Below are 25005 nucleotides of genomic sequence, written 5' to 3'. Positions count from 1 at the left end.
GATCCTTGTATCATGTTTTGCAATGAAGGCTTCCGAGCACGCTGACCATTGAAGGAAAGGTGAAAAAGGCGAGTCTCTCAGGCTGAAGCGGAATTCTCATATCTAAATGGAATAATTTATCTTCCCCTTGCCTATACTGTGGACAACAGTTTTTATAAAGTGAGGGGTCGAATATGTTATTTCTTCATGATGTGTGGGTGAATTGGTTTGAAGGGGAAGAAAACGGCTACAATGTATGCCATTTTCACGAATGGCGGAAGGAAGACACGGTTGAGCTTTTGGATCAGACGCCATTGCTCAGGGTGCCGTCGGTGTTATTTCATTACATAGAAAACGATTTATCGGAGCTTCCGAAAGAGCTGCTTGATGAAGTTCACCAAAAATCATACGTGCGAAAAAACCATGAGCGGTCGAAGCTTGAATATTGTTTTGTCGTAACAGACGGAATCGGCATCATTGCCGTGGATACGATCGGGTATACCATTCCGGTCAGAAAGAGCCGCCTGATTCCGAGACAGGAGCAGCTTGTCTATGAAATGGTAAAGGATGTAGAACCCGAAACCTATCAATTTGAGCCGAAGCAATTGGAGTCTTCAAAGGAATATCACATTTTATCATTGGCGCCGGAGCACGTCAGAGGACTGACGAGAAAAGAGCGGCAGATCAAGCAGCTGATGTTTATGGCGCTTGATCAGCTGAAAGGGCTGAAAAACCGAGCGGAAATTGTGTATTGGTATACTGAGTGGAATCCGCATATGTATGAGCAGATCAAACGAATGAGCTTTGAGGAGATTTGGGACATGCTTTATAATGAAACGATTGAAGGCTGGTCAGACAAGCATCTCGCTTTCTGTGAAAACTTGATAAAAGGGCAGCCGTTTTTCGAGAAGCTTTGGGAGATGGAACAGGAATCAAAAGTGAATTAAAGAAAAAGAGGCAGGGATACCCCGCCTCTTTTTTATCGTCTTTTCCGTCCGAGCCCCATGGCGTTTTCCATCTTTTTCACCATTTTGCCGGCCGCCTTGTTGGCGCGCTCTGCACCTTCATCGAGAATCCGGTCCAATTCGTCACTTTCAATTAATTCGCGGTAGCGCTCTTGAATCGGCGTTAACGCATTGACCACCACTTCAGCTAAATCGCTCTTGAATTCGCCGTAGCCTTTGCCTTCATATTTAGCCTCTAATTCTTCGATCGATGCGCCTCCCAAAATCGAGTAGATGGTAAGCAGATTAGAGACACCCGGTTTGTTTTCTTTATCGTATTTTACAATTCCTTCAGAATCGGTTACGGCGCTCTTGATTTTCTTTTCGAGCAGCTTCGGCTCATCAAGCAGCGTGATAAATGCCTTTTGGTTCGAGTCTGACTTGCTCATTTTCTTCAGCGGGTCAGCCAGCGACATGATGCGCGCGCCCGCTTTAGGGATTTTGACCTCGGGGATCGTGAAAATATCATTGTATTTTTTGTTGAAACGTTCCGCCAGATTGCGGGTCAGCTCAAGGTGCTGTTTCTGGTCTTCTCCGACAGGGACAAGGTCAGTTCCGTACAGCAAAATATCTCCGGCCATAAGCGGCGGATATGTTAGCAGTCCGGAAACAACGGCTTCCTTGCCTTTAGACTTGTCCTTAAACTGCGTCATCCGCTCAAGTTCACCGATATATGCGACACATTGAAGCATCCAACCCGCTTGGGCGTGAGCGGGAACCTCTGATTGGATAAACAGTGTCGCTTTCTCGGGGTCAAGCCCGACCGCTACGTACAGCGCTGCAAGATTGCGGATGTTTTTCCGCAGCTCAAGCCGATCTTGAGGCACCGTAATCGCGTGCTGATCAACGATACAAAAGTAGCCGTTGTAATCATGCTGCAAATCGACAAATTGCTTCATTGCTCCGATGTAGTTTCCGAGCGTTACTGACCCGCTCGGCTGAATGCCTGAAAAAATTGTTTTCTTCATAATCCATACCTCGTTTCTAAAACATAATAAAAAAAGCCCATTCTTCCCGTAGAAAAAGGGACGAATGAACCGTGGTGCCACCCTGATTATTCCATAACAATGGAATCGCTCGAGACGTTGGTAACGGAGACTGCTCCGGCTGAGCCTACTTACGTTCGGTCAGCTGCTCAGAAGTCCATTCCACATTGCCCATTACCTGCTCACAGCACCGCAGGCTCTCTTCAAATGGGTTGAAATGTGTACTACTCTTCATCATAGCGAATCACAACAATTATGTTTGATTGATCCATTATAAATCAATTATAGACAAATGTCATCAGAAGAATACAAGATTTTTTCCAGTTCACTCACGGTTCGAAAAATCACGAAATTGTCTGGAAATGCCCAAATGATAACACATATCAACATTTCGTATAACGAATATTATATGTAAAAAGCAATATGAACTGGAAATTCTTTGTGGAAAATTTAGTTTAGTTATGCTTTAAACTATAGAAGGGTGTCACGTTTTTGGCAGAAAAACTGACCAAATTTAAATATTTTAAATTGAGAAAATAGTATTGCAATAAATTATTCATTTCATTATAATGAACTTGTTCACTCTATTGTTACAGCTTCTTTACATAAAATAATCAGAAAAGACGGAACACAATTAAAGTTTAGAAAAATATTAAGTTATTTTGTCTGATATTTCTGAGTATTTAGTAGTAAAGGCTGAAAAATTAATTAGGGGGTTAGTGCATGAAAAAGCGTTGGTCTATTGTGGGTTTAATGCTTATCTTCTCGCTCGTGTTAAGTGCATGCGGCGGATTCAGCGGCGGATCAGGCGGCGGTGGGAAGAATGACACCAAAGGGCAGACATCACTTCACATCAATATTAAAACAGAACCATTCTCTTTACATCCCGGTTTAGCTAACGATTCCGTTTCCGGCGGTGTCATCCGTCAGACCTTTGAAGGATTGACACGCGTCAACTCCAAAGGTGAGCCTGAAGAAGGAATGGCATCTAAGATCGAAACAAGCAAAGACGGAAAGACCTATACATTTACGATTCGTGACGGTGCAAAATGGTCAAACGGCGATCCCGTTACTGCGCAGGATTTTGAATATGCTTGGAAATGGGCGCTTGACCCGAACAACGAGTCACAATACGCATATCAGCTCTACTATATTAAAGGCGCTGAAGCTGCCAACACAGGAAAAGGTAAAATTGATGACGTAGGCGTAAAAGCCGTTAATGACAAAACATTAAAGGTTGAACTGAACAACCCGACACCTTACTTCCTGCAATTAACATCATTCTATACGTACATGCCGATTAACAAGAAAATTGCAGAAAAACATAAAAACTGGAATACGAACGCAGGCGAAAATTATGTGTCAAACGGCCCGTTCAAAATGACGGCTTGGAAACACAGCGGTTCTATCGACCTTGTAAAGAACGACGAATATTGGGATAAAGACTCTGTAAAACTGAAGAAAATCAACATGGTGATGATTAACAATAACAACACGGAACTTAAAAAATTCCAAGCAGGGGAACTTGATTGGGCGGGAATGCCGCTTGGACAGCTTCCGACAGAATCCCTGCCGACTTTGAAGAAAGACGGATCATTGAATGTTAAGCCTATTGCCGGCGTGTATTGGTACAAATTTAATACAGAAGCCAAACCGCTGAACAATGTCAACATTCGGAAAGCTCTTACTTATGCCCTCGACCGGGCGTCTATCGTGAAAAACGTGACTCAAGGCGAACAAATCCCGGCAATGGCAGCCGTGCCTCCGTCAATGAAGGGCTTCAAAGATAATACTAAAGGATATTTCAAAGACAATGATGTCAAAACAGCAAAAGAATTTCTTGATAAAGGCTTGAAGGAATTAGGCGTTAAGAAAGCATCTGACCTTCCGGCAATCAAATTATCTTTCAATACGGATGAGGCGCACGCTAAAATCGCGCAGGCCGTGCAGGAAATGTGGAAAAAGAACTTAGGTGTTAATGTTGAACTTGATAACTCCGAATGGAATGTTTACATCGACAAACTGCACAGCCAGGATTATCAAATCGGCCGTATGGGCTGGCTCGGCGATTTCAATGATCCGATCAACTTCCTTGAATTGTTCCGCGATAAAGAAGGCGGAAACAACGATACCGGTTGGGAAGACCCTGAGTTTAAAAAATTATTGAATCAATCTCAGCTTGAAACTGACCCGGATAAACGTATCGAAGAGCTGAAAAAAGCAGAGAAGATTTTCCTTGATGCAATGCCGGTCGCGCCAGTTTATTTCTATACAGATACATGGGTGCAGGATAAAAACCTTAAAAATGTCATTGTAACCGGAACAGGCGACGTCTACTTTAGAAATGCTTCTTTTGAATAGAAAGCGGCTCTAAAAACAAAAGACCCAAGGTATATGGGGAGGATGTCCCCATATACCTTTCTTACTGATTAAGTATAAAATTGTAAAAAACATGGAGGTGTTCACCTTGCTAAAATATATCGGTAAACGATTCATTTACATGATCATCACATTGTTTGTGATTGTCACCGCCACATTTTTCTTAATGCAGGCTGCACCGGGCGGACCGTTTTCAGGCGAAAGAAAGCTGCCGCCTGAAATTGAGGCAAACTTAAACGAGCACTACGGCCTGGACAAGCCTCTCGTTGTCCAATATGTCAGCTACTTAAAGTCTGTCGCGATGTGGGATTTCGGGCCTTCATTTAAATATAAAGGGCAAAGCGTAAATGATTTAATCAATTCAGGTTTCCCCGTTTCATTTACTCTCGGAGCAGAAGCTATTCTCCTCGCTTTAGCGTTTGGTGTTTTGTTTGGGGTGATTGCTGCCCTGTATCATAATAAATGGCAGGATTATACCGTTGCGATTTTAACGATCTTTGGAATATCAGTTCCGAGCTTTATATTGGCGACGATATTACAGTATATCTTCTCTATTAAATTGGAACTCTTCCCGGTCGCAGGGTGGGAATCCTGGGCATACACCTTTTTGCCCTCTATTGCGCTTGCTTCTATGCCGATGGCGTTTATTGCCAGGCTCTCCCGTTCAAGCATGATTGAAGTGTTAAACAGCGATTACATACGGACCGCAAAAGCAAAAGGGCTGTCACGTCCGTCCGTCACGGTGCGCCATGCGCTGCGAAACGCGTTATTGCCTGTTGTGACATATATGGGACCGATGGCGGCGTCCATTTTAACGGGAAGCTTTATCATAGAATCCATTTTCGGAATTCCCGGTTTAGGCGCGCATTTTGTCAACAGCATTACCAACCGTGATTATACGGTCATTATGGGAGTTACCGTGTTCTTCAGCGTTATCCTGCTTTTATGCGTATTAATTGTAGACGTGCTGTACGGATTGATTGATCCGAGAATCAAGCTTTCTAAAGCAAAGAAAGGAGCCTAGACCATGCAGAACATTCCTAAAAATATGTTTGAACCAGCTTCAGCTAATGCCAGTGATGCCGAAAAAATAAGTAAAAAAAGCCTTTCCCTGTGGAAAGACGCCATGCTTCGCTTTCGCAGCAACAAGCTTGCGATGGTCGGGCTTGTACTGATCGTTCTTATTATCCTTATGGCTATTTTTGCCCCTGTTTTTTCAAGATATGATTATGCAACTACGAATCTTTTAAATGCGGATAAAGCACCGTCTAAGGATCATTGGTTCGGTACAGATGACCTGGGAAGGGACATCTTCGTACGGACGTGGGTAGGTGCGCGGATTTCCATCTTTATCGGTGTAGCCGCTGCCGTGCTTGATTTATTAATCGGCGTCATCTGGGGCAGTATTTCCGGATTCCGCGGCGGCCGCACTGATGAAGTGATGATGCGTATCGCGGACATTCTTTGGGCAGTTCCTTCATTATTAATGGTTATCTTGCTGATGGTTGTTCTGCCGAAGGGCTTACTGACGATTATCGTTGCCATGACGATAACGGGCTGGATTAATATGGCGAGGATCGTTCGCGGTCAAGTGCTCCAATTGAAGAATCAGGAATATGTGCTTGCTTCCCAAACACTGGGTGCGAAAACGGGACGTCTTCTGTTTAAGCATATTGTTCCGAATGCCATGGGTTCTATCTTAGTCACGATGACACTGACGGTTCCGACCGCGATTTTCACAGAAGCATTTTTAAGTTATTTAGGGCTAGGCGTACCGGCGCCGCTTGCGAGCTGGGGAACGATGGCCTCAGACGGATTGCCTGCATTAACCTATTACCCTTGGCGTTTATTCTTCCCTGCCGGCTTTATCTGCCTTGCGATGTTTGGCTTTAATGTTGTCGGCGACGGATTAAGAGACGCGCTGGATCCTAAGTTACGCAAATAAGGAGTGATATGAGTGACACGCTTGCTAGAGGTAAAAGACTTAGCCATTTCATTTAAAACATACGGCGGAGAGGTACAGGCAATCCGCGGCGTGAATTTCCATTTGAATAAGGGAGAAACGCTCGCGATCGTGGGGGAATCCGGTTCCGGAAAAAGTGTGACGTCCCAAGCGATTATGAAGCTGATTCCAATGCCGCCCGGCTATTTTAAAAGAGGGCAGATTCTCTTTGACGGACGCGATATTGTACAGATGTCAGAAAAAGAGATGCAGTCCATCAGAGGAAAAGACATCGGGATGATTTTCCAAGATCCGATGACGTCTCTGAACCCCACAATGAAGGTCGGGAAACAAATTACGGAAGTGCTTTTTAAACACGAAAACATTTCAAAAGAAGCGGCACGCAAACGCGCGATTGAACTGCTTGATCTGGTGGGAATTCCGATGCCGGAAAAACGGGTCGGCCAATTCCCGCATGAATTCTCCGGCGGAATGAGGCAGAGGGTCGTCATCGCGATGGCGCTTGCGGCAAATCCGAAGCTGTTAATTGCTGATGAGCCGACAACCGCACTTGATGTAACGATTCAGGCTCAGATTCTTGAGCTGATGAAGGAATTGCAGAAAAAAATCGACACTTCCATTATTTTTATCACCCATGATCTGGGCGTTGTCGCTAACGTTGCCGACCGGGTCGCTGTCATGTACGCGGGCCAAGTCGTTGAGTCCGGCACGGTGGACGAAATCTTCTATGATCCGCGTCACCCGTATACGTGGGGGCTTTTAGCATCTATGCCGAGTCTTGAAAGCACTGACCAGGAAAAACTGACGGCCATCCCGGGAACACCGCCGGATCTGACGAATCCTCCAAAAGGAGATGCGTTTGCGCTTCGCAGCTCTTATGCGATGAAAATTGACTTTGAAGAGGAGCCGCCGATGTATAAAGTGTCTGACACGCATTTTGTGAAATCTTGGCTTCTGCATCCGGACGCGCCTAAGGCAGAGCCGCCTGAAGCGGTTAAGGCAAAAATGCGCAAATTGCCGAATACGTACCAGCAGCCGGTTTTAATGAAGGAAGGTGAAAAAAATGACTGAAAAGCTTCTCGAAATTAAACATTTAAAACAGCATTTTTTCACGCCGAAAGGAACCGTAAAAGCGGTAGATGACCTGTCATTTGATATTTATAAAGGCGAAACGCTCGGCCTCGTCGGGGAATCAGGCTGCGGAAAGTCGACGACAGGCCGGAGCATTATCCGTCTGTATGAAGCAACTGACGGCGAGGTGCTGTTTAACGGAGAAAATGTCCACGGCAAAAAATCCCGCAAAAAGCTGCTGGAGTTTAACCGGAGAATGCAGATGATTTTCCAAGATCCGTATGCATCTTTAAATCCGAGAATGACAGTTGCCGACATTATTGCAGAGGGGATTGATATCCACCGTCTCGCGAAAACGAAAAAGGAGCGCATGCAGCGGGTCCATGAACTGCTTGAAACGGTCGGTTTAAATAAGGAGCACGCCAACCGCTATCCGCATGAATTCTCTGGAGGGCAGCGTCAGCGGATCGGAATTGCCAGAGCGCTGGCGGTTGATCCGGAATTTATCATTGCGGACGAACCGATTTCCGCCCTTGACGTATCAATTCAGGCGCAGGTCGTCAATTTAATGAAGGAATTGCAAAAGGAAAAGGGGCTCACTTACCTGTTTATCGCCCATGATTTATCCATGGTCAAATACATCAGCGACCGTATCGGCGTCATGTATTTCGGAAAGCTGGTTGAGCTTGCGCCGGCGGATGAGCTTTACGAGAATCCGCTGCACCCGTATACAAAATCCCTGCTGTCCGCCATTCCGCTTCCTGACCCTGATTACGAAAGAAATCGGGTCCGGAAAAAATACGATCCGTCAATCCATCAGCTGAAAGACGGGGAAAAGATGGAGCTTCGCGAAGTCACACCGGGACATTTTGTCATGTGCACAGAAGCAGAATTTAAAACGTTTCGATAAAATGATTATCCTTCAAGACTTCAGTCTTGAAGGATTTTTTTATGGACTGTCCATGACCATGCATTTTTCCGGTTCATTGCCATACGATTTATTTAATGTGTTTAAGAAAAGAAATGAAACATTATTTAAAGCCGCGGCCGGACAAAAGTTGATATTGGCAGCCTTGCACATTAAAGCTTATCAAGCCTGCGCCCCGTTTCCTATAATGGAAAAAAGGAGGAGTTTAGCATGCGAATGATGACATACGCCATCGTCACAGGACTGTTTCTCAGTTTGATGGCTTATCCGGCGAAGGCCGCTGTAAAAGAAGAGCAGCCGGAATTGAAAGTAGCTCTTACAAAAAAAGAACTGCCGGAAGGGATGACAAGGTTCGCTTATCCCTCAGGGCTGCACTTTTCACATCCCGATAAGGTGCGGGGCATTTACGTAACCGGGCATTCTGCGGGCGGAAGCAAGTTTGATGAATTGACGGATTTTGTAGACAAAACAGAACTGAATACAATGGTCATTGATGTGAAAGACGATAACGGAAACCTTACGTTCCAGCCGGATAAGCAGTCTCCCTATTACAAGATCAGCAAACCGTACATCAAAGACCCAAAAACGATGATGAAAAAACTGGAGGAAAAACACATCTATCCGATCGCGCGGATTGTCGTTTTTAAAGACAGCGCGCTTGCGAAAGAAAAACCGGAGTGGTCCTTTAAAGAAAAAGACGGAAGCGTCTGGAAGAACGGACGAGGGGAATCATTTGTGAATCCGTTTATGAAAGAAGTATGGGATTACAATGTAAACATTGCAAAAGAAGCTGCAAAAATGGGCTTTAAAGAGATTCAGTTCGATTATGTCCGTTTCCCGGAAGGGTTTGAAAAACGCGATGATGAGCTGACATACGGCCATGGAGACTATGGAAAATCAGCTGACAGCAACGTGCAGAAACGTGTTCATGCCGTTACCGATTTTGTCAGTTATGCCAAGAAAAAATTAAAGCCGCACGGTGTTGATATGTCGGCGGATATTTTCGGCTATTCAGCGACATTGCCCGAAGCGCCGGGAATCGGACAGAATTTCAGCAAAATTTCTGAGCATGTCGATGTCATTTCATCCATGATTTATCCGAGCCATTGGACGAGCTATTTCGGCATTGATAAGCCCGACCTTGAACCGTACAAAGTCGTCAGGGAATATGCAAAGGTGGAGAACAAAAAACTTTCCAAACTGAAAAATCCGCCATCGTCACGCCCGTGGCTTCAGGACTTCACAGCCTCATACCTTGGAAGCGGCAACTACCAAGAGTACGGCAAAAGCCAGGTGGAAGACCAGATTAAAGCTTTACACGATGAAGGCATCGACGAATTTTTATTGTGGGATGCGGCCAATCATTATACGAAACATGTAGATTACACACCTTTTTAAAAAAAATGAAACCATGTCACAAAGTCAACCGTCTAAATAGATGTAAGATTGTTTAAACAATCGGAAATGGGGTATATCTAAAAGTGTGAAGACAACGAACCCATAAGGAGCAAATGAATGAACTGGTATGAAAAGCTGAGTGAATATTTTCCGATTGAAGAAATGAAATCAAAAGCGCATATGGAAGCTCTGTTAAAGGAGCAAAGCGATGTTTATCATAAAGAAGAGGGCCAACACTACGTGCTGATGTTTGCGGAATTTGACTCTTTTATCTTTATTGATTATCTGTTTGTGTCAAAGAAAGCCAGAGGGCAGGGTCTCGGACGCAAGCTGATCGGTAAGCTGAAAAAGAAAAACAAGCCGATTCTGCTTGAGGTGGAGCCTGTCGACGAGGATGACACGGACACACAGAAGCGTTTGCGTTTTTACCAAAGAGAGCATTTCAAGCATGCACAGTCAATCGGGTATCGGCGCCGGTCATTGGCTACGAATGAAGTGAATAAAATGGAGATTCTGTACTGGTCACCGAAAACAGAATCTGAAGAAGAAATGTTTGAAGCGATGAAACAGACATATGAAACCATTCACACTTATAAAGATGAAAAATGGTACGGAGAATCATACGAAAATACGGATGAAGTTCTCAAAGTCATTGATGAGAAAAAACAAAAAAACATTTTCGATAAGTTAAACTAATTGAGAATGTAAATAATCCCGCAAGCTGTAAATTTGCCGGATTGACACATTTTTTTCTCAGGAGACTGTTCATACTTACTTTTTTATAGTATAATACCTATAAAGATTCCTTTTTTAAAGTCATTTCAATTTGAGAATACAAACATGTTCATCCTACTAATTAGAGGAGTGAAGATTAATGGTTACATTATACACATCACCTAGCTGTACGTCATGCAGAAAAGCAAGAGCTTGGCTGGAAGAGCACGAGATTCCGTTTGAAGAGAGAAACATTTTCTCCGAGCCTTTATCAATTGATGAAATTAAGCAAATTCTGCGTATGACTGAAGACGGTACGGATGAAATTATCTCTACCCGTTCTAAAGTATTCCAGAAACTGAACGTAAACGTTGAATCAATGCCGCTTCAAGACCTGTACACTTTAATCAATGAGCATCCTGGATTGCTTCGCCGCCCGATCATCATTGATGAAAAACGTCTGCAAGTCGGCTATAATGAAGATGAAATCAGACGGTTCCTGCCAAGAAAAGTGCGTTCTTTCCAATTAAGAGAAGCACAGCGTCTGGCTAACTGATATAAGATCATAAAGCCCAAATCCTTCGCGGTTTGGGCTTTTTTATTACTTTTCAGTCTGTTCATAAATCATACTGGCGAGGATGACAAACACGACAGTCAAAATCGGCAGCATCATTTGAACCGTACCATGTTCTGCCATGAAAAAAGACAGCTGACTGTCTCTCGCGATCATTTCACCGCCCGTAAAAGCGAGCAGGCCGCTTCCGGCATAGATTAATAGCGGCACTTTGTCCATTGCAGCATGAACGAGCTTGCTGCCCCAGATGATAATCGGCACCGAGACGAACAGCCCGATGACAACAAGCGACAGCTCGCCGTGAGAAGCGCCCGCTACGGCAATCACATTGTCAAGCGACATAAAGAGGTCGGCCAGTACGATAGTGCGGATGGCTCTCCAAAGTGAGGAACTGCTTTTCACACGCTGTGCATCCTTCTTCTCAATAAGAAGCTGATAGCCGAGATACAATAAGAACACGCCGCCCACGCATTGTAAAAAAGGAATGTTCAGCAAATAGACGGCTGCGCTCGTCAGCCCTATTCTCATGGCAACGGCAATAAACGTTCCGAAAATAATCGCTTTCTGCCTTTGCTTATGCGGCAGGTTCCGGCATGCCATCGCAATGACGACAGCATTATCCCCGCCGAGGATTAAATCAATTCCGATAATGACAAGTAGAGACAGCAGGTAATCGTGCGGCATGAAACCACCTCGCTTTTTGTTCCGGTTGCTTGTACAGCTAATATATGAAGCAGGATGACAATTATGATGGGAACCGGGGGAAAGCCTGTTTTTCCGTGAGAAAATGCTTTTTTATTTCTTTTATAACTGATTTATCATAAAATAGAAATATAAAGAATTCGCGCTGTTTCCTATAAGGTTAAGATGTGGACGGAATGGGTAAAGTGTAGTAAAGTACTATTCATCGGGAGCTTAGATGTCCCTTCAACATCTTATAAAGAAGGGAAGGTTGGCAAATGGAAATAGAAAGAATTAACGAGCACACTGTAAAATTTTATATGTCATATGGTGATATTGAAGATCGCGGTTTTGACAGAGAAGAAATCTGGTACAATCGCGAACGCAGTGAAGAACTGTTCTGGGAAGTCATGGATGAAGTTCATGAGGAAGAGGAATTCGCTGTCGAGGGTCCGCTTTGGATTCAGGTTCAGGCATTGGACAAAGGACTGGAAATTATCGTGACAAAAGCCCAGCTTTCCAAAGATGGACAAAAACTCGAACTGCCGATCCCTGAAGATAAAAAACAAGAGCCGGCAGATGAAAATCTCGACGCCTTACTTGATGATTTCCAAAAAGAAGAGCAGGCTGACAGCCAGGAAGACAAGGAACAGAAGCTTCAGTTTACTTTGCGATTCGATGATTTTGAGGATATCATTTCGCTTTCTAAATTAAATCTTAACGGAATAAAAACGACACTTTACTCGTTTGAGAACCGATATTATTTATATGCAGACTTTAATGAGCAAACTGATGAAGAGGTTGAAAATCAGCTAAGCATCCTGTTAGAGTACGCGCATGAATCATCAGTCAGCATTCACCGCCTTGAAGAATACGGCAAATTGGTGATACCTGAGCATGCGTTATATACAATAAAAAAACACTTTGCATCATAACAAACCGATTTCTCTCAGCAGAAATCGGTTTTTTTTGTGCAGAAAAGGATTCTGAACGATCGAAAACGAAAAATCCGCCTTTTGCTGCAAACAGGATTATACCTTCTTTTTGCTGAATAACAGAAAGACGCAGAAAGGAGAAGATGGTAAATGTTCAGTGCCGTGACTGCCGAGGGCCAGCTGGTTCAGCTGGCTGGCAGCTATTCTAATCAAAAAGCAGCGGAGTTAAGACAAATCCGCTGGTACTGCCCTGTATGCGGGGGAGAGCTTGATGTGAAAGTGGGACCGCAAAAACTGCCGCACTTTGCCCATAAAAAAAGCAGGCTGTGTCCGGGAGAGCCGGAACCGGAAAGTGAATACCACCTGGAAGGAAAACGGCAGCTTTTTCTCTGGCTGAAAGCACAAGGACTTACCGCCAATTTGGAGCCGTATGTCAAATCAGCGGGACAGCGGCCGGATCTTACCGCTGAAAGCGGAGAAGACAGGCTGGCGTTTGAATTTCAATGTGCACATCTATCTGCGGAAACTTTGCACAGCCGTACAGAAGGCTTGAAAAAAGCCGGGTTCAGTCCGTTTTGGATCATCGGAGCAAAACGTTTAAAACGGCTGTCCGCACATTTTTTTCAACTCTCTGCTTTTCATTGGCAGTTTTTCGAAGTCAATTCATTTTCCGCTATTTTATTTTATTGCCCCGAGGTCCGCTCCTTTTACAAGCTGCATGCGATCATTCCGTTTTACACAGGCTATTCATATGCCGAAATGAAAATCATTCCTCTCCATAAAGCAAATCTGGCGGACATTTGTCTGCCGGAAAGCTCCCGAAATGTTAAGCTTTCCGCTTGGAAGCGGGCCGTTTCCGGTTTCCGCCGAAAAAACAGCCGGTTCTTATCAAAAGAAGCCCGTCTCATTCAGCGCCTTTTTTATGAAAGGCATCAAACCGCATTTTCTTTATTGCCGTCTGAGGTGTTTGTTCCAGTATCGGCCGGCTTTTTGTTTCAAAGCCCTGTTTTTGTATGGCAGGGGCACCTGTATTTGCGGTTTATGGAGCTTTCGGAAAAAGGAGCGCCGATCCGCTTAGCGGACATGGTCCGCTTCTGCCGCAGGAAAATCATTGATCGGGATATCAATCTGCGGTACGAATACAATAAAGAATTCATCATCCTGGCGATAAAACAATATGCCGATTTTTTATGTTTGCAGGATTTTTTAAGAGAAACTGAGAATGAAGTATATATGCTCACATCTCAAAAAAAGCACCCTCGAACAGCTGAGGAGCTGTATCGGCGGGACCGGCTGTTTTTTGGGGAATGAGAATGCGGCATTTAGCTCACCCTAACGTCAAGGTGGTGGCTGAATGTGAAGCGCACAAAAGCGTTTGGTTTTCGCTTTTTCACTGTATTTTTGGCATGCTCGCTCTTATGTGCCGCATATGATTTGACAAAAGGCAGTGAAAAAACGGAAGATAATCACAACACAAGTTTTTGGAGAAACAATCGTTTTTTCAATTGGCTTGAAGTAAAGAAAACGAGGGGGATCACCATGACTGAGGAAAAAAAAGCAAAACAGCTGCCTGACAGAAGCGAAGTAAAGGCAGAGGATACATGGAGACTAGAGGATATTTTTCCTAGTGATGAGGCCTGGAATAAAGAGTTTCAAGAGGTTAAAAAATTAATTCCGAATTTATCTTCCTTTAAAGGCACACTGGCTCATTCCGCCGATAATTTATACGCCGCTCTTACCGCTCAAGACGAGGTGACGAGCCGTTTAGGGAAACTGTATTCTTACGCGCATATGCGCTCAGACCAAGATACGGGCAATTCTTTCTATCAAGGGCTGAACGACAAAGCAGCAAGCCTGTATTCACAAGCTGCCAGCGCAGCTGCATATATAGAACCGGAAATTCTCTCCATTCAGGAGGACAAGCTGCAGCAGTTTATTTTAGAAAAAGAAGAGCTGAAGCTGTATTCCCATGCGATTGAAGAGATTACGAAACAGCGTCCGCACGTGTTAAGTGAAAAAGAAGAGGCGCTGCTAGCGGAAGCTTCAGAAGCGCTGTCGTCTCCTTCCAATACGTTCAGTGTTTTGAATAATGCTGACATTACGTTTCCGTCTATTAAAGATGAAAACGGAAAAGAAACGCAAATCACACACGGCAACTTTATTAATTTCTTAGAAAGCGGCAATCGGGCGGTTCGCAAAAACGCGTTTGAAGCTGTGTATAAAACATACGGGCAATTTAAAAACACGATGGCGACTACCCTTAGCGGCACTGTGAAAAAAGATAACTTCTACGCGCGTGTGAAAAAGTATAAATCAGCCCGGGAAGCCGCTTTGTCTGCTAACAGCATTCCAGAGGAAGTATATGATAATCTGGTGAAAACCATCAATAAGCATCTGCCGCTTTTACACCGCTACATCGACCTGAGAAAAAAGGTGCTTGAACTTGATGAAGTCCATATTTATGACTTGTACACACCGCTTGTAAAAGATGCGGGAATGAAGGTGACGTACGAGGAAGCAAAAGAGTACATGCTGAAAGGGCTTGCCCCGTTAGGCGAAGAATACGCGTCTATATTGAAAGAAGGCCTTGAAAATCGCTGGGTCGATGTGTACGAAAACAAAGGAAAACGAAGCGGCGCTTATTCGTCCGGTACATACGGCACGAACCCGTACATTTTGATGAACTGGCATGACAATGTCAACAACCTGTTTACGCTCGTTCACGAATTCGGGCATTCGGTGCACAGCTACTATACGAGAAAATATCAGCCGTACCCGTACGGTAACTACAGCATTTTCGTCGCTGAAGTAGCTTCTACGACAAATGAAGCGCTTCTCGGAGAATATATGCTGAACAGCTTAAAGGATGAAAAACAGCGACTGTACCTGCTCAACCACATGCTTGAAGGCTTCAGAGGCACGGTCTTCAGACAGACGATGTTTGCCGAATTCGAGCATTTGATTCATACGAAGGCGCAAGAAGGCGAGCCGTTAACGCCTGAATTGTTAAACACGCTTTATTATGATCTGAACAAAAAGTATTTTGGGGACAACATGGTCATTGATAAGGAAATCGGCTTGGAATGGTCAAGAATTCCTCATTTCTATTACAATTATTATGTATACCAATATGCGACAGGCTACAGTGCGGCGCAAGCGCTGAGCAGCCAGATCTTAAAAGAAGGCAAGCCTGCGGTTGAGCGTTATACGGAATTCCTAAAAGCCGGAAGCTCAGAATATCCGATTGATATACTGAAAAAAGCAGGAGTCGACATGACATCGCCAGAACCGATTGAAGCGGCCTGCAAAATGTTTGAAGAGAAACTGAATGAAATGGAAGAATTGCTTTCAAAAGTGAACCATTCCTGAATCAAGAAAGCCTGTGCAAAAAGTGCACAGGCTTTCTTAAAAACCTTTAAACGTTTTCCGGTGATTCAGCCGGTACAAAGTGAACAATATGGACAAAAACAGCAGGGGAGAGGTAATGTAAAGCGGCAGCATATGCATCATGGCTAATAAATTTAAAAAGAAGAAAAATATAATCATACCGATGGTTATCACGGTGCGGAGCATCCTTTTCCCTCCTCGTCCTTATTGATACATTCTATGAAAACAAGCGGTCAGTTATGTTTTGTGACAAAAATATGAACATTGATCGTATGGCTTGTCAAAGCTCGACATGATTTGATATGATAAGGATGTGAAATTGATCACAAACAAACATTACCCCTTTGTTTGACCGTGAAAAATTTCTCCCATCCCCTTTGTTGTCGTTAAGACATATGAAACCGCGCTTATCCCGGCGCGGTTTCTTTATTTGCAAAAAAAAAAGCCGGCTCCGTAAGGAATCAGCTTTTTTGCTATTTATCACAGCAGGTGACATCTTCCTGGCTGCCGGCTAATGACTTCCAAAACAGTCCGTGCTTTGCTTCAACTCTGGCGACCTTTTTGGCAAACGCCAGTTTTTTCATTTCTTTTTCAACTTCTTCAATACTTAAATCATAAACAAGTGCAATTTCCTTAGATGCGACAAACCTGAAATATTCAATAAAACACTCCAAGGGAGGCGTTTCAGAAGGTTTCGGTTTATCGCCAAGCATTTCAAATAAAATCTCTTCGTATACGTCATAAGAATAGTTGCCGGGCACTTTCAGCCCTTCATCTTCATGCTGAGTATTAAAAAACGTCAAGGTCGGGTTGACGGTGACATCCATTTCCGCCGCAATTTTCATATCGCATTGAAGCGCTTTTACCGCGCTTTGCGAATGGAGGTCCCGTTTGAACTCTTCTAAATCCAATTTCGTTTTTTTAGCTATATCCAAAAGCACGTCTTCATCGGTAATGTTTTGTTTAGACACAAACAGGCTTTCCTGCATATTGCGAAGGAACAGGATTCCCGCTTTTCTTCCCTGCAGCTCGGCCGCCTTTAAAGCAAGTGCGGCAAGGTAAGGCGATGAAAGGGGCTGATCCTGCTCGAGCCAAAGGTTTCCGTCACAGGACATTCCCGACCGGTTCGCGATTTTTTCCCATGCTTCGGCAAGAAGGTGTTTTTTCCGCTTTTGTTTATTCAGGGATGTAATGCTGGCGGAAACAATGATCCGCAGCGTGAAAAAACGTCCGTATCTGATTTTTAATTTTTTTATGGCGGGCTCCAGCGACCAGCATTCAGGACATAGAGGGTCGACAAACATGTAAATTTCCAAAGGTTTTTTAGGATGTCCGTGGCAATGGGCGAAGTATTGCTCATGTTGATAGTTTGTCAATATGATCGATCCTCCGCTTCTGCCTGATTTACCATATGTCTGGCCGTTAATTCCAGACGCCCGAACAGAAATTCACGAATGTCGCCCTCAAGCCCGACATGATCCATCGCGCCACTCATACAGCTGAGCCACGCATCAGCCCTCTCGTTTGTGATCGGAAAGGGGAGATGCCTTGCTCTGAGCATGGGGTGGCCGTGCTCTTCAGTATAAAGGGGAGGTCCGCCTAAATACTGGGTTAAGAATTGCTTTTGTTTTCTGGCCGTTTCTGTCAAATCGCTTGGAAATATTGGCTTCAGCAAGGGATGAGACGAGACACGCTCATAAAAAGTATCAACAAGTTGCGATAGAAGTTCCTCTCCAATCGCTTCATATGGTGCGTTAAACGATTGTCCCATGTTGACTACTCCTTTAATATGGCTAATAGGAATCATAATTCCCATTGCAAAATTATATTTCAGTTTTACTATCTTCATTTACTGTATATTTTAGCAATAACATTTTATTTCTACAAACAAAGTGCCTTTCTGTCAGGCGTTTGTATTACATATCATATCACATAGCATTCATTCATGTGTAAGATTTCACTCCGCAAAAAAACCAGAGGGCACTCGGGCCTCTCTGGTTTACGCGTAATACTGTCCGGTAATGTTCTTGACATATTGCTGTGTTTCCTTAAACGGAGGAATGCCCCCGTATTGATCAACGTTGCCGGGTCCTGCGTTGTAGGCGGCCAAAGCCAAGGAAACATCCCCGTCATACTTTGTGAGCATCTGCTTTAAGTATTTTGTGCCGCCGTCAGCATTTTGGACGGGATCGAGCGGGTTTGACACGCCGAGTGATTCTGCCGTAGACGGCATCAGCTGCATCAGCCCCATTGCTCCGGCGCCGCTGACGGCTTTCGGATTAAAGCCTGATTCCTGTTTAATGACGGCGCGGATCAGTTTTTCATCCACCCCGTATTTTTCAGCCGCTTTTTTAATAGCGCTGTCCACTGAAAAGCTCCCGGTGCTGCTGTCTGATGTCTGTGCTGCCTTTATGCTGGCAGCAGCTGTCTGGCTGCTCTGGACGGGACTGCCTGCTGTGAATTCAGATATCCTCGGTGAATAGGTGCTGCCCGCTGCCCGCACGCCGTTTAAAAGTGAGGAGGAGGACTGCTGTCCGCTGACCGTGTTTGTATACTGGCTGAGCAGGGAGCTGAAGCTTGAAAGCGGGCTTTCTGACGATTGTCCGCCTGCTGTGCCGCTTGTATTTGACATTGATTGCAGCGCCATCGACTGAAGCTGGAGGAGGGCCGCCCAATTCGTTATATTCACTGTGTCATTCCACCTTCTGTTTGTTTCTGTTCATAAAAACGCATAATTTTATTTTTAGTGATACGCTGAGGAATGCTGAATTGCTGAAGCAATTGTTCAAAAGCCCGTTTTCCTTCACCCCAGTCAGCTGCCTCAAATTCCAATTCAAAGTCTTCTTTATTTAAATATCGGCTGTGATCTAAAACTATTAAGCCTTTTTCTGTTTCTTTTTCCGCGCGTTTTGTCGTTAAAGTTCCGAAATAACAAATAAGGTCCGGATTGATGCCGAGGCCGGTCAGCTGCTCTTTTACAGGTCCCTCAGGAATCGTGAAGCCGTCCAGATCAGGTTCTGCAAGCTTCTGGTGTGTTTCCAAAAGTCCGACTGCCGCAGGCTCTTTTAACGTCAGAACGTAAGCGCCGTTTTTTTCGCGGATGCGGAGCGCCGATTTTTTTTGTTTCAGGGAAAAATCTTTTGTATCGAAATAATGATTCACCTGGTGCTTAAAATCGTTTTCCATCATGTGAAATGCGTCAGCCAGCATAAGAAATTCTGATTTTGTCAGGAGATTTTTGAATTCAATTTCTATTTCTTGGGTCATGTTTGTCTTCCTTTCAGGCAGAAAAATTGTATGATTCCCATTATCTCTTTAGAGGTTACGTTTATCAATATCGACCTTGATATGATAAAATAAATCCTGTACTTTGTTAAAAAAGGAGAACATTATGCAAAAGAGAATTGAAATCCAAAACGCATCATTATCAGAAGAGGGGCTCCGCCTCGAGTGCGGGGAAGACGTAAGCGGAGCAGGACGCAAAGCCTCAGGTCAAATGCTTGTTGATTCCGACCACTTTGCTTTTGTATACATACTTGAATCAGCGGACTCTTTTGAATATGTCATTATAAAAGAAAACGTATGGCCTTCCCTGAAAGAGGCCCGTGATCAAAGAAAGCCTGCAATACTTATGGCAGGGGATGAAACGGTTGAACTTTCAGGCCTGCATGAAGAGCTCGACTATCTTCTCGAAAATATTAAAGATAATGCAAATTACGGAGAAATGGAAGAAAAAGTGAAACGCGTATTTCTTTAGAAACAGGTTCGGAATTGGGGGATGTACGATGGATGACAAACAATGGGAGCAATTTTTAGCGCCGTACCGCCAGGCTGTGGATGAATTAAAAGTGAAGCTGAAAGGTGTCAGAACCCTTTATGAGTATGAAGATGACCATTCGCCGATTGAGTTTGTGACAGGCCGTGTGAAGCCGGTGGCAAGCATACTGGAAAAGGCGAGACGGAAAAGCATACCGCTGCATCAGATCGAAACGATGCAGGATATAGCAGGGCTCCGCATCATGTGCCAATTTGTCGATGATATCCAAAGTGTTAAGGATATGCTGTTTGCCAGAAAAGATTTTACTGTCGTTGACCAGCGCGATTACATCGCTGAACATAAAGAAAGCGGATACCGGTCTTATCACCTTGTCGTTTTATATCCTTTACAAACGACGTCCGGCGAAAAGCATATTCTCGTGGAAATACAGGTCCGGACGCTTGCCATGAACTTTTGGGCGACCATTGAACATTCACTGAATTACAAATACAGCGGTAACATTCCTGAAAAAGTAAAGCTGAGGCTGCAGCGTGCATCAGAAGCCGCATCCCGCCTGGATGAAGAAATGTCAGAAATACGCGGCGAAATTCAGGAAGCCCAAGCCGTGTTTTCACGTAAGAAAAAAGCGGGCGGCCATCAATAGGAAAGGGGGAGTTGTGGCATGAAATTTGCCGTATCTTCAAAAGGAGACGAGGTTTCAGATACACTCAAAAGCAAGATACAGACGTATTTACTCGATTTTGACATGACATTGGATGAAAAAGAGCCGGAAATCGTCATCTCTGTCGGCGGTGACGGAACACTCCTTTACGCATTTCACAGATACAGCGACCGTTTGGACAAAACAGCCTTTGTCGGGGTTCACACAGGCCATTTAGGCTTCTACGCCGATTGGGTTCCCCAAGAAATTGAAAAGCTTGTGCTGGCCATCGCCAAAACCCCGTATCATACTGTGGAATATCCTCTCCTAGAGGTGATCGTTACTTATCATGAGAACGAGCGTGAAGAACGATATTTGGCATTAAATGAATGCACGATCAAAAGTATAGAAGGCAGTCTTGTTGCTGACGTTGAAATTAAGGGGCAGCTGTTTGAAACGTTCAGGGGTGACGGGTTATGCCTGTCCACACCGTCGGGAAGCACAGCCTACAACAAAGCATTAGGCGGCGCGATCATTCATCCTTCCATCAGAGCGATTCAGCTTGCGGAGATGGCTTCAATTAATAACCGCGTCTTTCGGACTGTCGGCTCGCCGCTGCTTCTTCCAGATCATCATAACTGTGTCATCAAACCGAGAAATGACGTCGATTTTCAAGTGACGATAGATCATTTAACCTTGCTGCATAAGGACGTCAAGTCGATTCTATGCCGAGTGGCTGAAGAAAAAGTCAGATTTGCAAGATTCCGGCCTTTCCCGTTTTGGAAAAGAGTGCAGGATTCCTTTATCGGAAAAGGTGAATAGAAAGAGGAAACGGATTGGAAAACTTTTTTATCCAAAAGACCATTACAGCCGCAGAAGCCGGTATGACGGTAAAAGAATATACAGCGCAGCTTGGCATTTCAAAGCGGCTTCTGGCTGAAATTAAATTCGGCGGGGGAGATCTTCTGATTAACGGTGAACATGTGACCGTCCGCGCGGCTTTAGCTGACGGAGATGTGTTAAAGGTGGAGTTTCCAAAGGAACAAGTGAGTGAAACCCTGCTGCCTGAGCCTGTACCGCTTGATATTCTTTATGAAGATGAACATGTGCTTGTTGTCAATAAGCAGCCATATGTTTCCTCCATTCCTTCAAGGGAGCACCCGTCACAAAGCATCGCAAACGGAATCATTCACCATTACCGGCAAAACGGCGTACAGTCAACGGTTCATCTTGTCACCCGCCTTGACCGGGATACCTCGGGCGCCATGCTGATCGCGAAGCATCGTCTCGCCCATTCTCTTTTGTCGGCGGAACAGAAAAAAGGCAGCGTTAAAAGGCGCTATCTCGCTGTTGTACACGGCAGAATGATTCAGAAAGAAGGAACGGTTGACGCTCCCATCGGCAGAAAGCCGGACAGCATTATTGAACGGATGGTTACCCCGCAAGGCCAAGCAGCGATTACCCATTTTCACGCGGAAAAAGCGGGAGACACATGCACTTTGGCCGCTTTACAGCTGGAAACGGGCAGAACACATCAAATTCGGGTGCATATGAGCTATCTCGGCCATCCGTTAGTCGGCGATACGCTGTACGGCGGGGAAACTGAGGGAATGCCCCGGCAGGCCCTTCACAGTGAGCGGCTTTCATTTTTTCACCCAATGACAAGTGAACCGCTCGTGTTCCATGCCCCGATTCCGGATGACATGAAATCATTGATCGAACAGATATAAAGCTCGAAACTTTCGCTGTTTCGGGCTTTTTTGCGTGCTATTGGCCGGCATCTTCGCGAAACCGTGTAGCGTCATACGGCATCGAGCTTTTCACAGAAACTGTTTCATGCTCGGGAAAACGAAAGCCAGTCAGCTCATTTCCGAAGACGCAGCCTGTATCAATATTAATGGTACGATTGACGATCCGCGGTCTTTTTACAGGGGTATGGCCGTATACAACCCACGCCTTGCCGTGATAAGCGGCGGCCCAGTCTCTTCTGACAGGCCGGCCGTCGGGATGCGTTTCTCCTGTTATGTCGCCGTAGAGGACAAACTCCTTCACCCTCCGCGAGTGTTTGCCGATATCGTCAGCTTTTATGCCGGCATGGGCGACAACAAGCTCGCCGTTATGTAAAATGTCGTAAAGCGGCGCTTTTTCGTATAACCGGATAAATTGCCCTGAGACCTCCATTCTTTCAGCAGGCGAAAGCTCTTTAAGTTCTGCAGCAGTCGTTTCCAGTCCGTGCATAACTTTTACGGGATTCCCTTTTAAATAACGGTACAGCTTATTACAATGATTTCCCGGGACATAACGGACTGCCCCTTTTTCATATGCTTCTGCCACAAAACGCATCACTTCAACGGATTTTGGGCCTCTGTCTGTTAAATCTCCTGCAAATACAAGCGTTCTCTCTTCAGAATGGACGGGCGTGCCGCCTTTCATCTCATACCCCAGCTTTTGAATTAACGCGATCATTTCATCATAACACCCGTGTATATCGCTGATGACATCATAAGCCATGCGTATTAGCCTCCCTTTTTAGCTGATTTATTTATTATGGGGCAAATTCCTGTGCCTAATCATGCTGTTTTGGAGCAAATTAAAATAGAATTGAACAAATAAAGCCTTATTACTTTTTTTTTGCGTTCAGCCTTGTTAAAATCGCGTTATGTTTTTTTTGAATAAAGAAGGTTTTGTCCGTTTATACGGGCTTTAATAACCCTTGTTCTAAGGAGGTATTTACAAATGGAACACACATCAGTTGCATCTTTAGTCGTTGTCCTGATCGTCGCATTTTTGACGCCGCTCCTTTTACATCGGTTTAAGCTCAGCATTCCGGTCGTTGTCGCGGAAATCATCATGGGGCTTATCATCGGAAAAAGCGGCTTTAATCTTGTCGTTCAGGGGGATACGTGGCTGGAGACGCTGTCTGTTCTCGGCTTTATCTTTTTAATGTTTTTAAGCGGTTTGGAGATTGACTTTTCTTCGTTTGAAAAAGGGAAGAAAAAACAATTTCTCCAAAACGGCAGGGAAGCTCCCAACACATTTGCCGCAGCACTGATGATTTTTATCGGCATTTTTATCTTATCATTACTGCTGTCGTACGGCTTTGTCTTAGCCGGTTTTATCAAAAATGCCTTTTTAATGACGCTTATCATTTCGACGATATCGCTCGGAGTGGTCGTGCCGACTTTAAAGGAAGAGCGGATTATGAACTCAAATATCGGACAGATCATCCTGCTTGTCGCCGTTATTGCCGATTTGGCGACGATGATTCTTCTCGCCGTTTTTGCTTCTGTTTACGGAGAGGACAGCGGTAATATGTGGCTTCTCATGATTTTGTTTGCCGCGGGGGTCGTGCTGTACTTTTTCGGCCGTATCTTTAAGCACCGCTCGTTCGTTCAATCGATGTCAAAAGGAACGGTTCAGATTGGCACGAGAGCCATTTTCACGCTGATTATCGTGCTTGTTGCCCTATCAGAATCGCTCGGTGCAGAAAATATTCTCGGCGCGTTTTTAGCCGGCGTGCTTGTGTCGCTTCTGTCGCCGAATAAAGAAATGGTTGAACAGCTTGATTCGTTCGGTTACGGGTTTTTAATCCCGATCTTTTTTGTCATGGTCGGCGTGAAATTGGACATTTGGACGCTGTTCCAAGATCCGAAAACATTGATTATGATTCCGCTGCTTTTAATTGCGCTGTTTATCAGCAAGATCATTCCGGTGCTTTATTTGAAAAGGTGGTATGACAAGAGGACCGTGTTTGCCTCGGGTTTTCTGCTGACATCCACTCTGTCGCTTGTCATTGCGGCAGCTACGATCGGGCAGAGGCTGCATATCATCAGCGCCAATATGTCAGGGGCACTGACCTTGGTTGCCGTGATTGCCAGCATTATAACGCCGATCGGCTTTAAAAAATTATACAAACGGCAAGACACGCCGAAGGAAAAAAAACGCATTACATTTATCGGCGCCAACCAAATGACGCTCCCGGTCACGCTTGAACTTCCCGATGAGGAATATGAAGTGCGGATCGTCCATGTGTATCAGGAAAATGCCGAGGAAAAGCTTTCAGAATCCGTCTTTACGGTGGAAACGATCGCTGACTACAAACACAGCACGCTGGAGTCGCACGGCATCTTTAAGACCGATATTCTCGTGGTGGCGACGGGTAATGAAGATCTCAATGCGGAAATCGCATTATTTGCAAAAGAAAAAGGGACCGAGCGGGTCATCGCAAGCGTCGGGTCCGTTGAGCATGAAGCGAAGCTGAAGGAAGAGGGCATCAGCATCTTTTCAATCCTTCTGTCTACAAAAACGCTTTTGCGCGCATTAATTGAAGCTCCCGGCGTGATGAACCTGCTGACGAACCAAGAGTCTTCGCTTTATCAGATCAACATGGAAAATACCGCGTATAACGGCATTATTCTGCGTGAATTTCCGCTGATGGGCGATGTCATTTTCGTACGGGTTTTCAGAGGTGTGGACAGCATCGTTCCGCACGGAGACACACGGCTGAAAACAGGAGACCGCCTTATTGTCACAGGCTCGCGCAACTACGTGTCGGAGCTGAAAAAAACGCTTGAAGCTTGACCAAATT

26 protein-coding genes and 1 other annotated feature are annotated in these 25005 nt (G+C 44.8%); of the genes, 18 read left to right on the top strand and 8 right to left on the bottom strand.

From position 1 onward, the window contains the following. Positions 1-173 precede the first annotated feature (173 nt). Positions 174-926, top strand: coding sequence for a YjbA family protein (locus tag KY305_RS06945; RefSeq protein WP_223061921.1), 753 nt, complete (start codon positions 174-176; stop codon positions 924-926). A gap of 32 nt (positions 927-958) precedes the next feature. On the opposite strand, the gene trpS is transcribed toward KY305_RS06945, so the two are convergent. After that, on the bottom strand, positions 959-1951 hold the full coding sequence (trpS, locus tag KY305_RS06940) for a tryptophan--tRNA ligase (protein WP_223061920.1): 993 nt from the start codon (positions 1949-1951) through the stop codon (positions 959-961). Between the two features lie 53 nt (positions 1952-2004). Further along, positions 2005-2216 (bottom strand) — a binding site (T-box leader). Between the two features lie 476 nt (positions 2217-2692). Here trpS and KY305_RS06935 point away from each other — a divergent pair. The 8 genes from KY305_RS06935 to spx all read left to right on the top strand — a co-directional run bounded on the left by KY305_RS06935 (position 2693) and on the right by spx (position 10978). After that, on the top strand, positions 2693-4330 hold the full coding sequence (locus tag KY305_RS06935; RefSeq protein WP_223061919.1) for a peptide ABC transporter substrate-binding protein: 1638 nt from the start codon (positions 2693-2695) through the stop codon (positions 4328-4330). Positions 4331-4436: 106 nt separating this feature from the next. Then, the gene (locus KY305_RS06930; protein ID WP_223061918.1) at positions 4437-5372 is read left to right on the top strand and encodes an ABC transporter permease; all 936 of its coding nucleotides are present in this window, start codon (positions 4437-4439) and stop codon (positions 5370-5372) included. Positions 5373-5375: 3 nt separating this feature from the next. Beyond that, a complete protein-coding gene (gene oppC, locus KY305_RS06925) occupies positions 5376-6293 on the top strand; it encodes an ABC transporter permease (RefSeq protein ID WP_214800965.1) in 918 nt (305 codons plus the stop codon). Positions 6294-6305: 12 nt separating this feature from the next. Beyond that, on the top strand, positions 6306-7382 hold the full coding sequence (locus KY305_RS06920; protein ID WP_223061917.1) for an ABC transporter ATP-binding protein: 1077 nt from the start codon (positions 6306-6308) through the stop codon (positions 7380-7382). Further along, entirely contained in the window at positions 7375-8292 is a 918-nt protein-coding gene (oppF, locus tag KY305_RS06915) for an oligopeptide ABC transporter ATP-binding protein OppF (RefSeq protein ID WP_223061916.1), read from the top strand. Before KY305_RS06920 ends, oppF begins: the two co-directional genes overlap by 8 nt. Before the next feature lie 228 nt (positions 8293-8520). Continuing rightward, a complete protein-coding gene (locus KY305_RS06910; protein ID WP_223061915.1) occupies positions 8521-9708 on the top strand; it encodes a putative glycoside hydrolase in 1188 nt (395 codons plus the stop codon). A 117-nt stretch (positions 9709-9825) separates the two neighbouring features. Next, positions 9826-10404 carry a GNAT family N-acetyltransferase gene (locus KY305_RS06905; protein ID WP_214800977.1) on the top strand — a complete coding sequence of 193 codons (579 nt, stop codon included), beginning with the start codon at positions 9826-9828 and terminating at the stop codon, positions 10402-10404. Positions 10405-10582: 178 nt separating this feature from the next. Beyond that, positions 10583-10978 carry a transcriptional regulator Spx gene (gene spx, locus KY305_RS06900; protein ID WP_003327578.1) on the top strand — a complete coding sequence of 132 codons (396 nt, stop codon included), beginning with the start codon at positions 10583-10585 and terminating at the stop codon, positions 10976-10978. Positions 10979-11023: 45 nt separating this feature from the next. On the opposite strand, the gene KY305_RS06895 is transcribed toward spx, so the two are convergent. Continuing rightward, complete coding sequence (locus KY305_RS06895; protein ID WP_223061914.1) at positions 11024-11680, bottom strand: TerC family protein; 657 nt, start codon at positions 11678-11680, stop codon at positions 11024-11026. 183 nt (positions 11681-11863) lie between these two features. Between KY305_RS06895 and KY305_RS06890 the strand changes: the two genes are divergently transcribed. The 4 genes from KY305_RS06890 to pepF all read left to right on the top strand — a co-directional run bounded on the left by KY305_RS06890 (position 11864) and on the right by pepF (position 15981). Further along, complete coding sequence (locus KY305_RS06890; protein WP_156476323.1) at positions 11864-11965, top strand: hypothetical protein; 102 nt, start codon at positions 11864-11866, stop codon at positions 11963-11965. Further along, the gene (gene mecA / locus KY305_RS06885) at positions 11956-12612 is read left to right on the top strand and encodes an adaptor protein MecA (RefSeq protein ID WP_214800983.1); all 657 of its coding nucleotides are present in this window, start codon (positions 11956-11958) and stop codon (positions 12610-12612) included. Before KY305_RS06890 ends, mecA begins: the two co-directional genes overlap by 10 nt. Positions 12613-12762: 150 nt before the next feature. Continuing rightward, positions 12763-13923 (top strand): competence protein CoiA family protein, encoded by a 1161-nt coding sequence (locus KY305_RS06880; protein ID WP_223061913.1) that lies wholly within the window; start codon positions 12763-12765, stop codon positions 13921-13923. A gap of 228 nt (positions 13924-14151) precedes the next feature. Next, positions 14152-15981: an oligoendopeptidase F gene (gene pepF / locus KY305_RS06875; RefSeq protein WP_223062125.1), complete on the top strand. Its 1830-nt coding sequence runs from the start codon at positions 14152-14154 to the stop codon at positions 15979-15981. Positions 15982-16017: 36 nt separating this feature from the next. Here the strand turns inward: pepF and KY305_RS06870 are convergent, their stop codons facing one another. The 5 genes from KY305_RS06870 to KY305_RS06850 all read right to left on the bottom strand — a co-directional run bounded on the left by KY305_RS06870 (position 16018) and on the right by KY305_RS06850 (position 19266). Next, complete coding sequence (locus tag KY305_RS06870) at positions 16018-16185, bottom strand: hypothetical protein (RefSeq protein WP_223061912.1); 168 nt, start codon at positions 16183-16185, stop codon at positions 16018-16020. A gap of 287 nt (positions 16186-16472) precedes the next feature. Continuing rightward, on the bottom strand, positions 16473-17375 hold the full coding sequence (gene spxH / locus KY305_RS06865) for a protease adaptor protein SpxH (protein ID WP_223061911.1): 903 nt from the start codon (positions 17373-17375) through the stop codon (positions 16473-16475). Beyond that, on the bottom strand, positions 17372-17770 hold the full coding sequence (locus tag KY305_RS06860; RefSeq protein WP_061521828.1) for a globin domain-containing protein: 399 nt from the start codon (positions 17768-17770) through the stop codon (positions 17372-17374). The genes spxH and KY305_RS06860 overlap by 4 nt, the downstream gene beginning before the upstream one ends. Before the next feature lie 228 nt (positions 17771-17998). Further along, on the bottom strand, positions 17999-18688 hold the full coding sequence (locus KY305_RS06855; protein ID WP_316252437.1) for a lytic transglycosylase domain-containing protein: 690 nt from the start codon (positions 18686-18688) through the stop codon (positions 17999-18001). Continuing rightward, on the bottom strand, positions 18685-19266 hold the full coding sequence (locus KY305_RS06850; protein WP_223061910.1) for a CYTH domain-containing protein: 582 nt from the start codon (positions 19264-19266) through the stop codon (positions 18685-18687). The genes KY305_RS06855 and KY305_RS06850 overlap by 4 nt, the downstream gene beginning before the upstream one ends. 124 nt (positions 19267-19390) lie before the next feature. On the opposite strand from KY305_RS06850, the gene KY305_RS06845 reads away from it, so the two are divergent. From KY305_RS06845 to KY305_RS06830, 4 genes are read left to right on the top strand one after another with little or no spacing between them, the layout of a single operon-like run. Next, the gene (locus tag KY305_RS06845; RefSeq protein WP_223061909.1) at positions 19391-19756 is read left to right on the top strand and encodes a UPF0738 family protein; all 366 of its coding nucleotides are present in this window, start codon (positions 19391-19393) and stop codon (positions 19754-19756) included. 28 nt (positions 19757-19784) lie between these two features. Continuing rightward, a complete protein-coding gene (gene yjbM / locus KY305_RS06840; RefSeq protein WP_223061908.1) occupies positions 19785-20420 on the top strand; it encodes a GTP diphosphokinase in 636 nt (211 codons plus the stop codon). A gap of 18 nt (positions 20421-20438) precedes the next feature. After that, positions 20439-21239 carry an NAD kinase gene (locus tag KY305_RS06835; RefSeq protein ID WP_061521833.1) on the top strand — a complete coding sequence of 267 codons (801 nt, stop codon included), beginning with the start codon at positions 20439-20441 and terminating at the stop codon, positions 21237-21239. A gap of 14 nt (positions 21240-21253) precedes the next feature. After that, positions 21254-22147: an RluA family pseudouridine synthase gene (locus KY305_RS06830; protein WP_223061907.1), complete on the top strand. Its 894-nt coding sequence runs from the start codon at positions 21254-21256 to the stop codon at positions 22145-22147. Between the two features lie 37 nt (positions 22148-22184). Here the strand turns inward: KY305_RS06830 and prpE are convergent, their stop codons facing one another. After that, positions 22185-22928 (bottom strand): bis(5'-nucleosyl)-tetraphosphatase PrpE, encoded by a 744-nt coding sequence (gene prpE / locus KY305_RS06825; protein ID WP_223061906.1) that lies wholly within the window; start codon positions 22926-22928, stop codon positions 22185-22187. Positions 22929-23153: 225 nt separating this feature from the next. On the opposite strand from prpE, the gene KY305_RS06820 reads away from it, so the two are divergent. Beyond that, positions 23154-24998, top strand: coding sequence for a monovalent cation:proton antiporter family protein (locus KY305_RS06820; protein WP_223061905.1), 1845 nt, complete (start codon positions 23154-23156; stop codon positions 24996-24998). The last annotated feature ends 7 nt before the right edge of the window (positions 24999-25005 follow it).

The organism is Bacillus sp. YC2 (genome assembly GCF_019891195.1).
In the GTDB taxonomy this organism is placed as follows: domain Bacteria; phylum Bacillota; class Bacilli; order Bacillales; family Bacillaceae; genus Bacillus.
The sequence above is the reverse complement of the archived record's forward strand: the minus strand, read 5'-3'. Positions and strand labels throughout refer to the sequence as shown.

What these genes read in the sequence shown, in the direction of transcription:
- KY305_RS06945 (WP_223061921.1), top strand. Translation starts at nt 174, where the DNA reads ATGTTATTTCTTCATGATGTGTGGGTGAATTGGTTTGAAGGGGAAGAA.
- prpE (WP_223061906.1), bottom strand. Translation starts at nt 22,928, where the DNA reads ATGGCTTATGATGTCATCAGCGATATACACGGGTGTTATGATGAAATG.
- KY305_RS06870 (WP_223061912.1), bottom strand. Translation starts at nt 16,185, where the DNA reads ATGCTCCGCACCGTGATAACCATCGGTATGATTATATTTTTCTTCTTT.
- pepF (WP_223062125.1), top strand. Translation starts at nt 14,152, where the DNA reads ATGACTGAGGAAAAAAAAGCAAAACAGCTGCCTGACAGAAGCGAAGTA.
- KY305_RS06905 (WP_214800977.1), top strand. Translation starts at nt 9,826, where the DNA reads ATGAACTGGTATGAAAAGCTGAGTGAATATTTTCCGATTGAAGAAATG.
- KY305_RS06895 (WP_223061914.1), bottom strand. Translation starts at nt 11,680, where the DNA reads ATGCCGCACGATTACCTGCTGTCTCTACTTGTCATTATCGGAATTGAT.
- oppC (WP_214800965.1), top strand. Translation starts at nt 5,376, where the DNA reads ATGCAGAACATTCCTAAAAATATGTTTGAACCAGCTTCAGCTAATGCC.
- spx (WP_003327578.1), top strand. Translation starts at nt 10,583, where the DNA reads ATGGTTACATTATACACATCACCTAGCTGTACGTCATGCAGAAAAGCA.
- KY305_RS06910 (WP_223061915.1), top strand. Translation starts at nt 8,521, where the DNA reads ATGCGAATGATGACATACGCCATCGTCACAGGACTGTTTCTCAGTTTG.
- KY305_RS06890 (WP_156476323.1), top strand. Translation starts at nt 11,864, where the DNA reads ATGTGGACGGAATGGGTAAAGTGTAGTAAAGTACTATTCATCGGGAGC.
- KY305_RS06845 (WP_223061909.1), top strand. Translation starts at nt 19,391, where the DNA reads ATGCAAAAGAGAATTGAAATCCAAAACGCATCATTATCAGAAGAGGGG.
- yjbM (WP_223061908.1), top strand. Translation starts at nt 19,785, where the DNA reads ATGGATGACAAACAATGGGAGCAATTTTTAGCGCCGTACCGCCAGGCT.
- KY305_RS06880 (WP_223061913.1), top strand. Translation starts at nt 12,763, where the DNA reads ATGTTCAGTGCCGTGACTGCCGAGGGCCAGCTGGTTCAGCTGGCTGGC.
- KY305_RS06850 (WP_223061910.1), bottom strand. Translation starts at nt 19,266, where the DNA reads ATGACCCAAGAAATAGAAATTGAATTCAAAAATCTCCTGACAAAATCA.
- KY305_RS06860 (WP_061521828.1), bottom strand. Translation starts at nt 17,770, where the DNA reads ATGGGACAATCGTTTAACGCACCATATGAAGCGATTGGAGAGGAACTT.
- KY305_RS06935 (WP_223061919.1), top strand. Translation starts at nt 2,693, where the DNA reads ATGAAAAAGCGTTGGTCTATTGTGGGTTTAATGCTTATCTTCTCGCTC.
- trpS (WP_223061920.1), bottom strand. Translation starts at nt 1,951, where the DNA reads ATGAAGAAAACAATTTTTTCAGGCATTCAGCCGAGCGGGTCAGTAACG.
- KY305_RS06820 (WP_223061905.1), top strand. Translation starts at nt 23,154, where the DNA reads ATGGAACACACATCAGTTGCATCTTTAGTCGTTGTCCTGATCGTCGCA.
- mecA (WP_214800983.1), top strand. Translation starts at nt 11,956, where the DNA reads ATGGAAATAGAAAGAATTAACGAGCACACTGTAAAATTTTATATGTCA.
- oppF (WP_223061916.1), top strand. Translation starts at nt 7,375, where the DNA reads ATGACTGAAAAGCTTCTCGAAATTAAACATTTAAAACAGCATTTTTTC.
- KY305_RS06835 (WP_061521833.1), top strand. Translation starts at nt 20,439, where the DNA reads ATGAAATTTGCCGTATCTTCAAAAGGAGACGAGGTTTCAGATACACTC.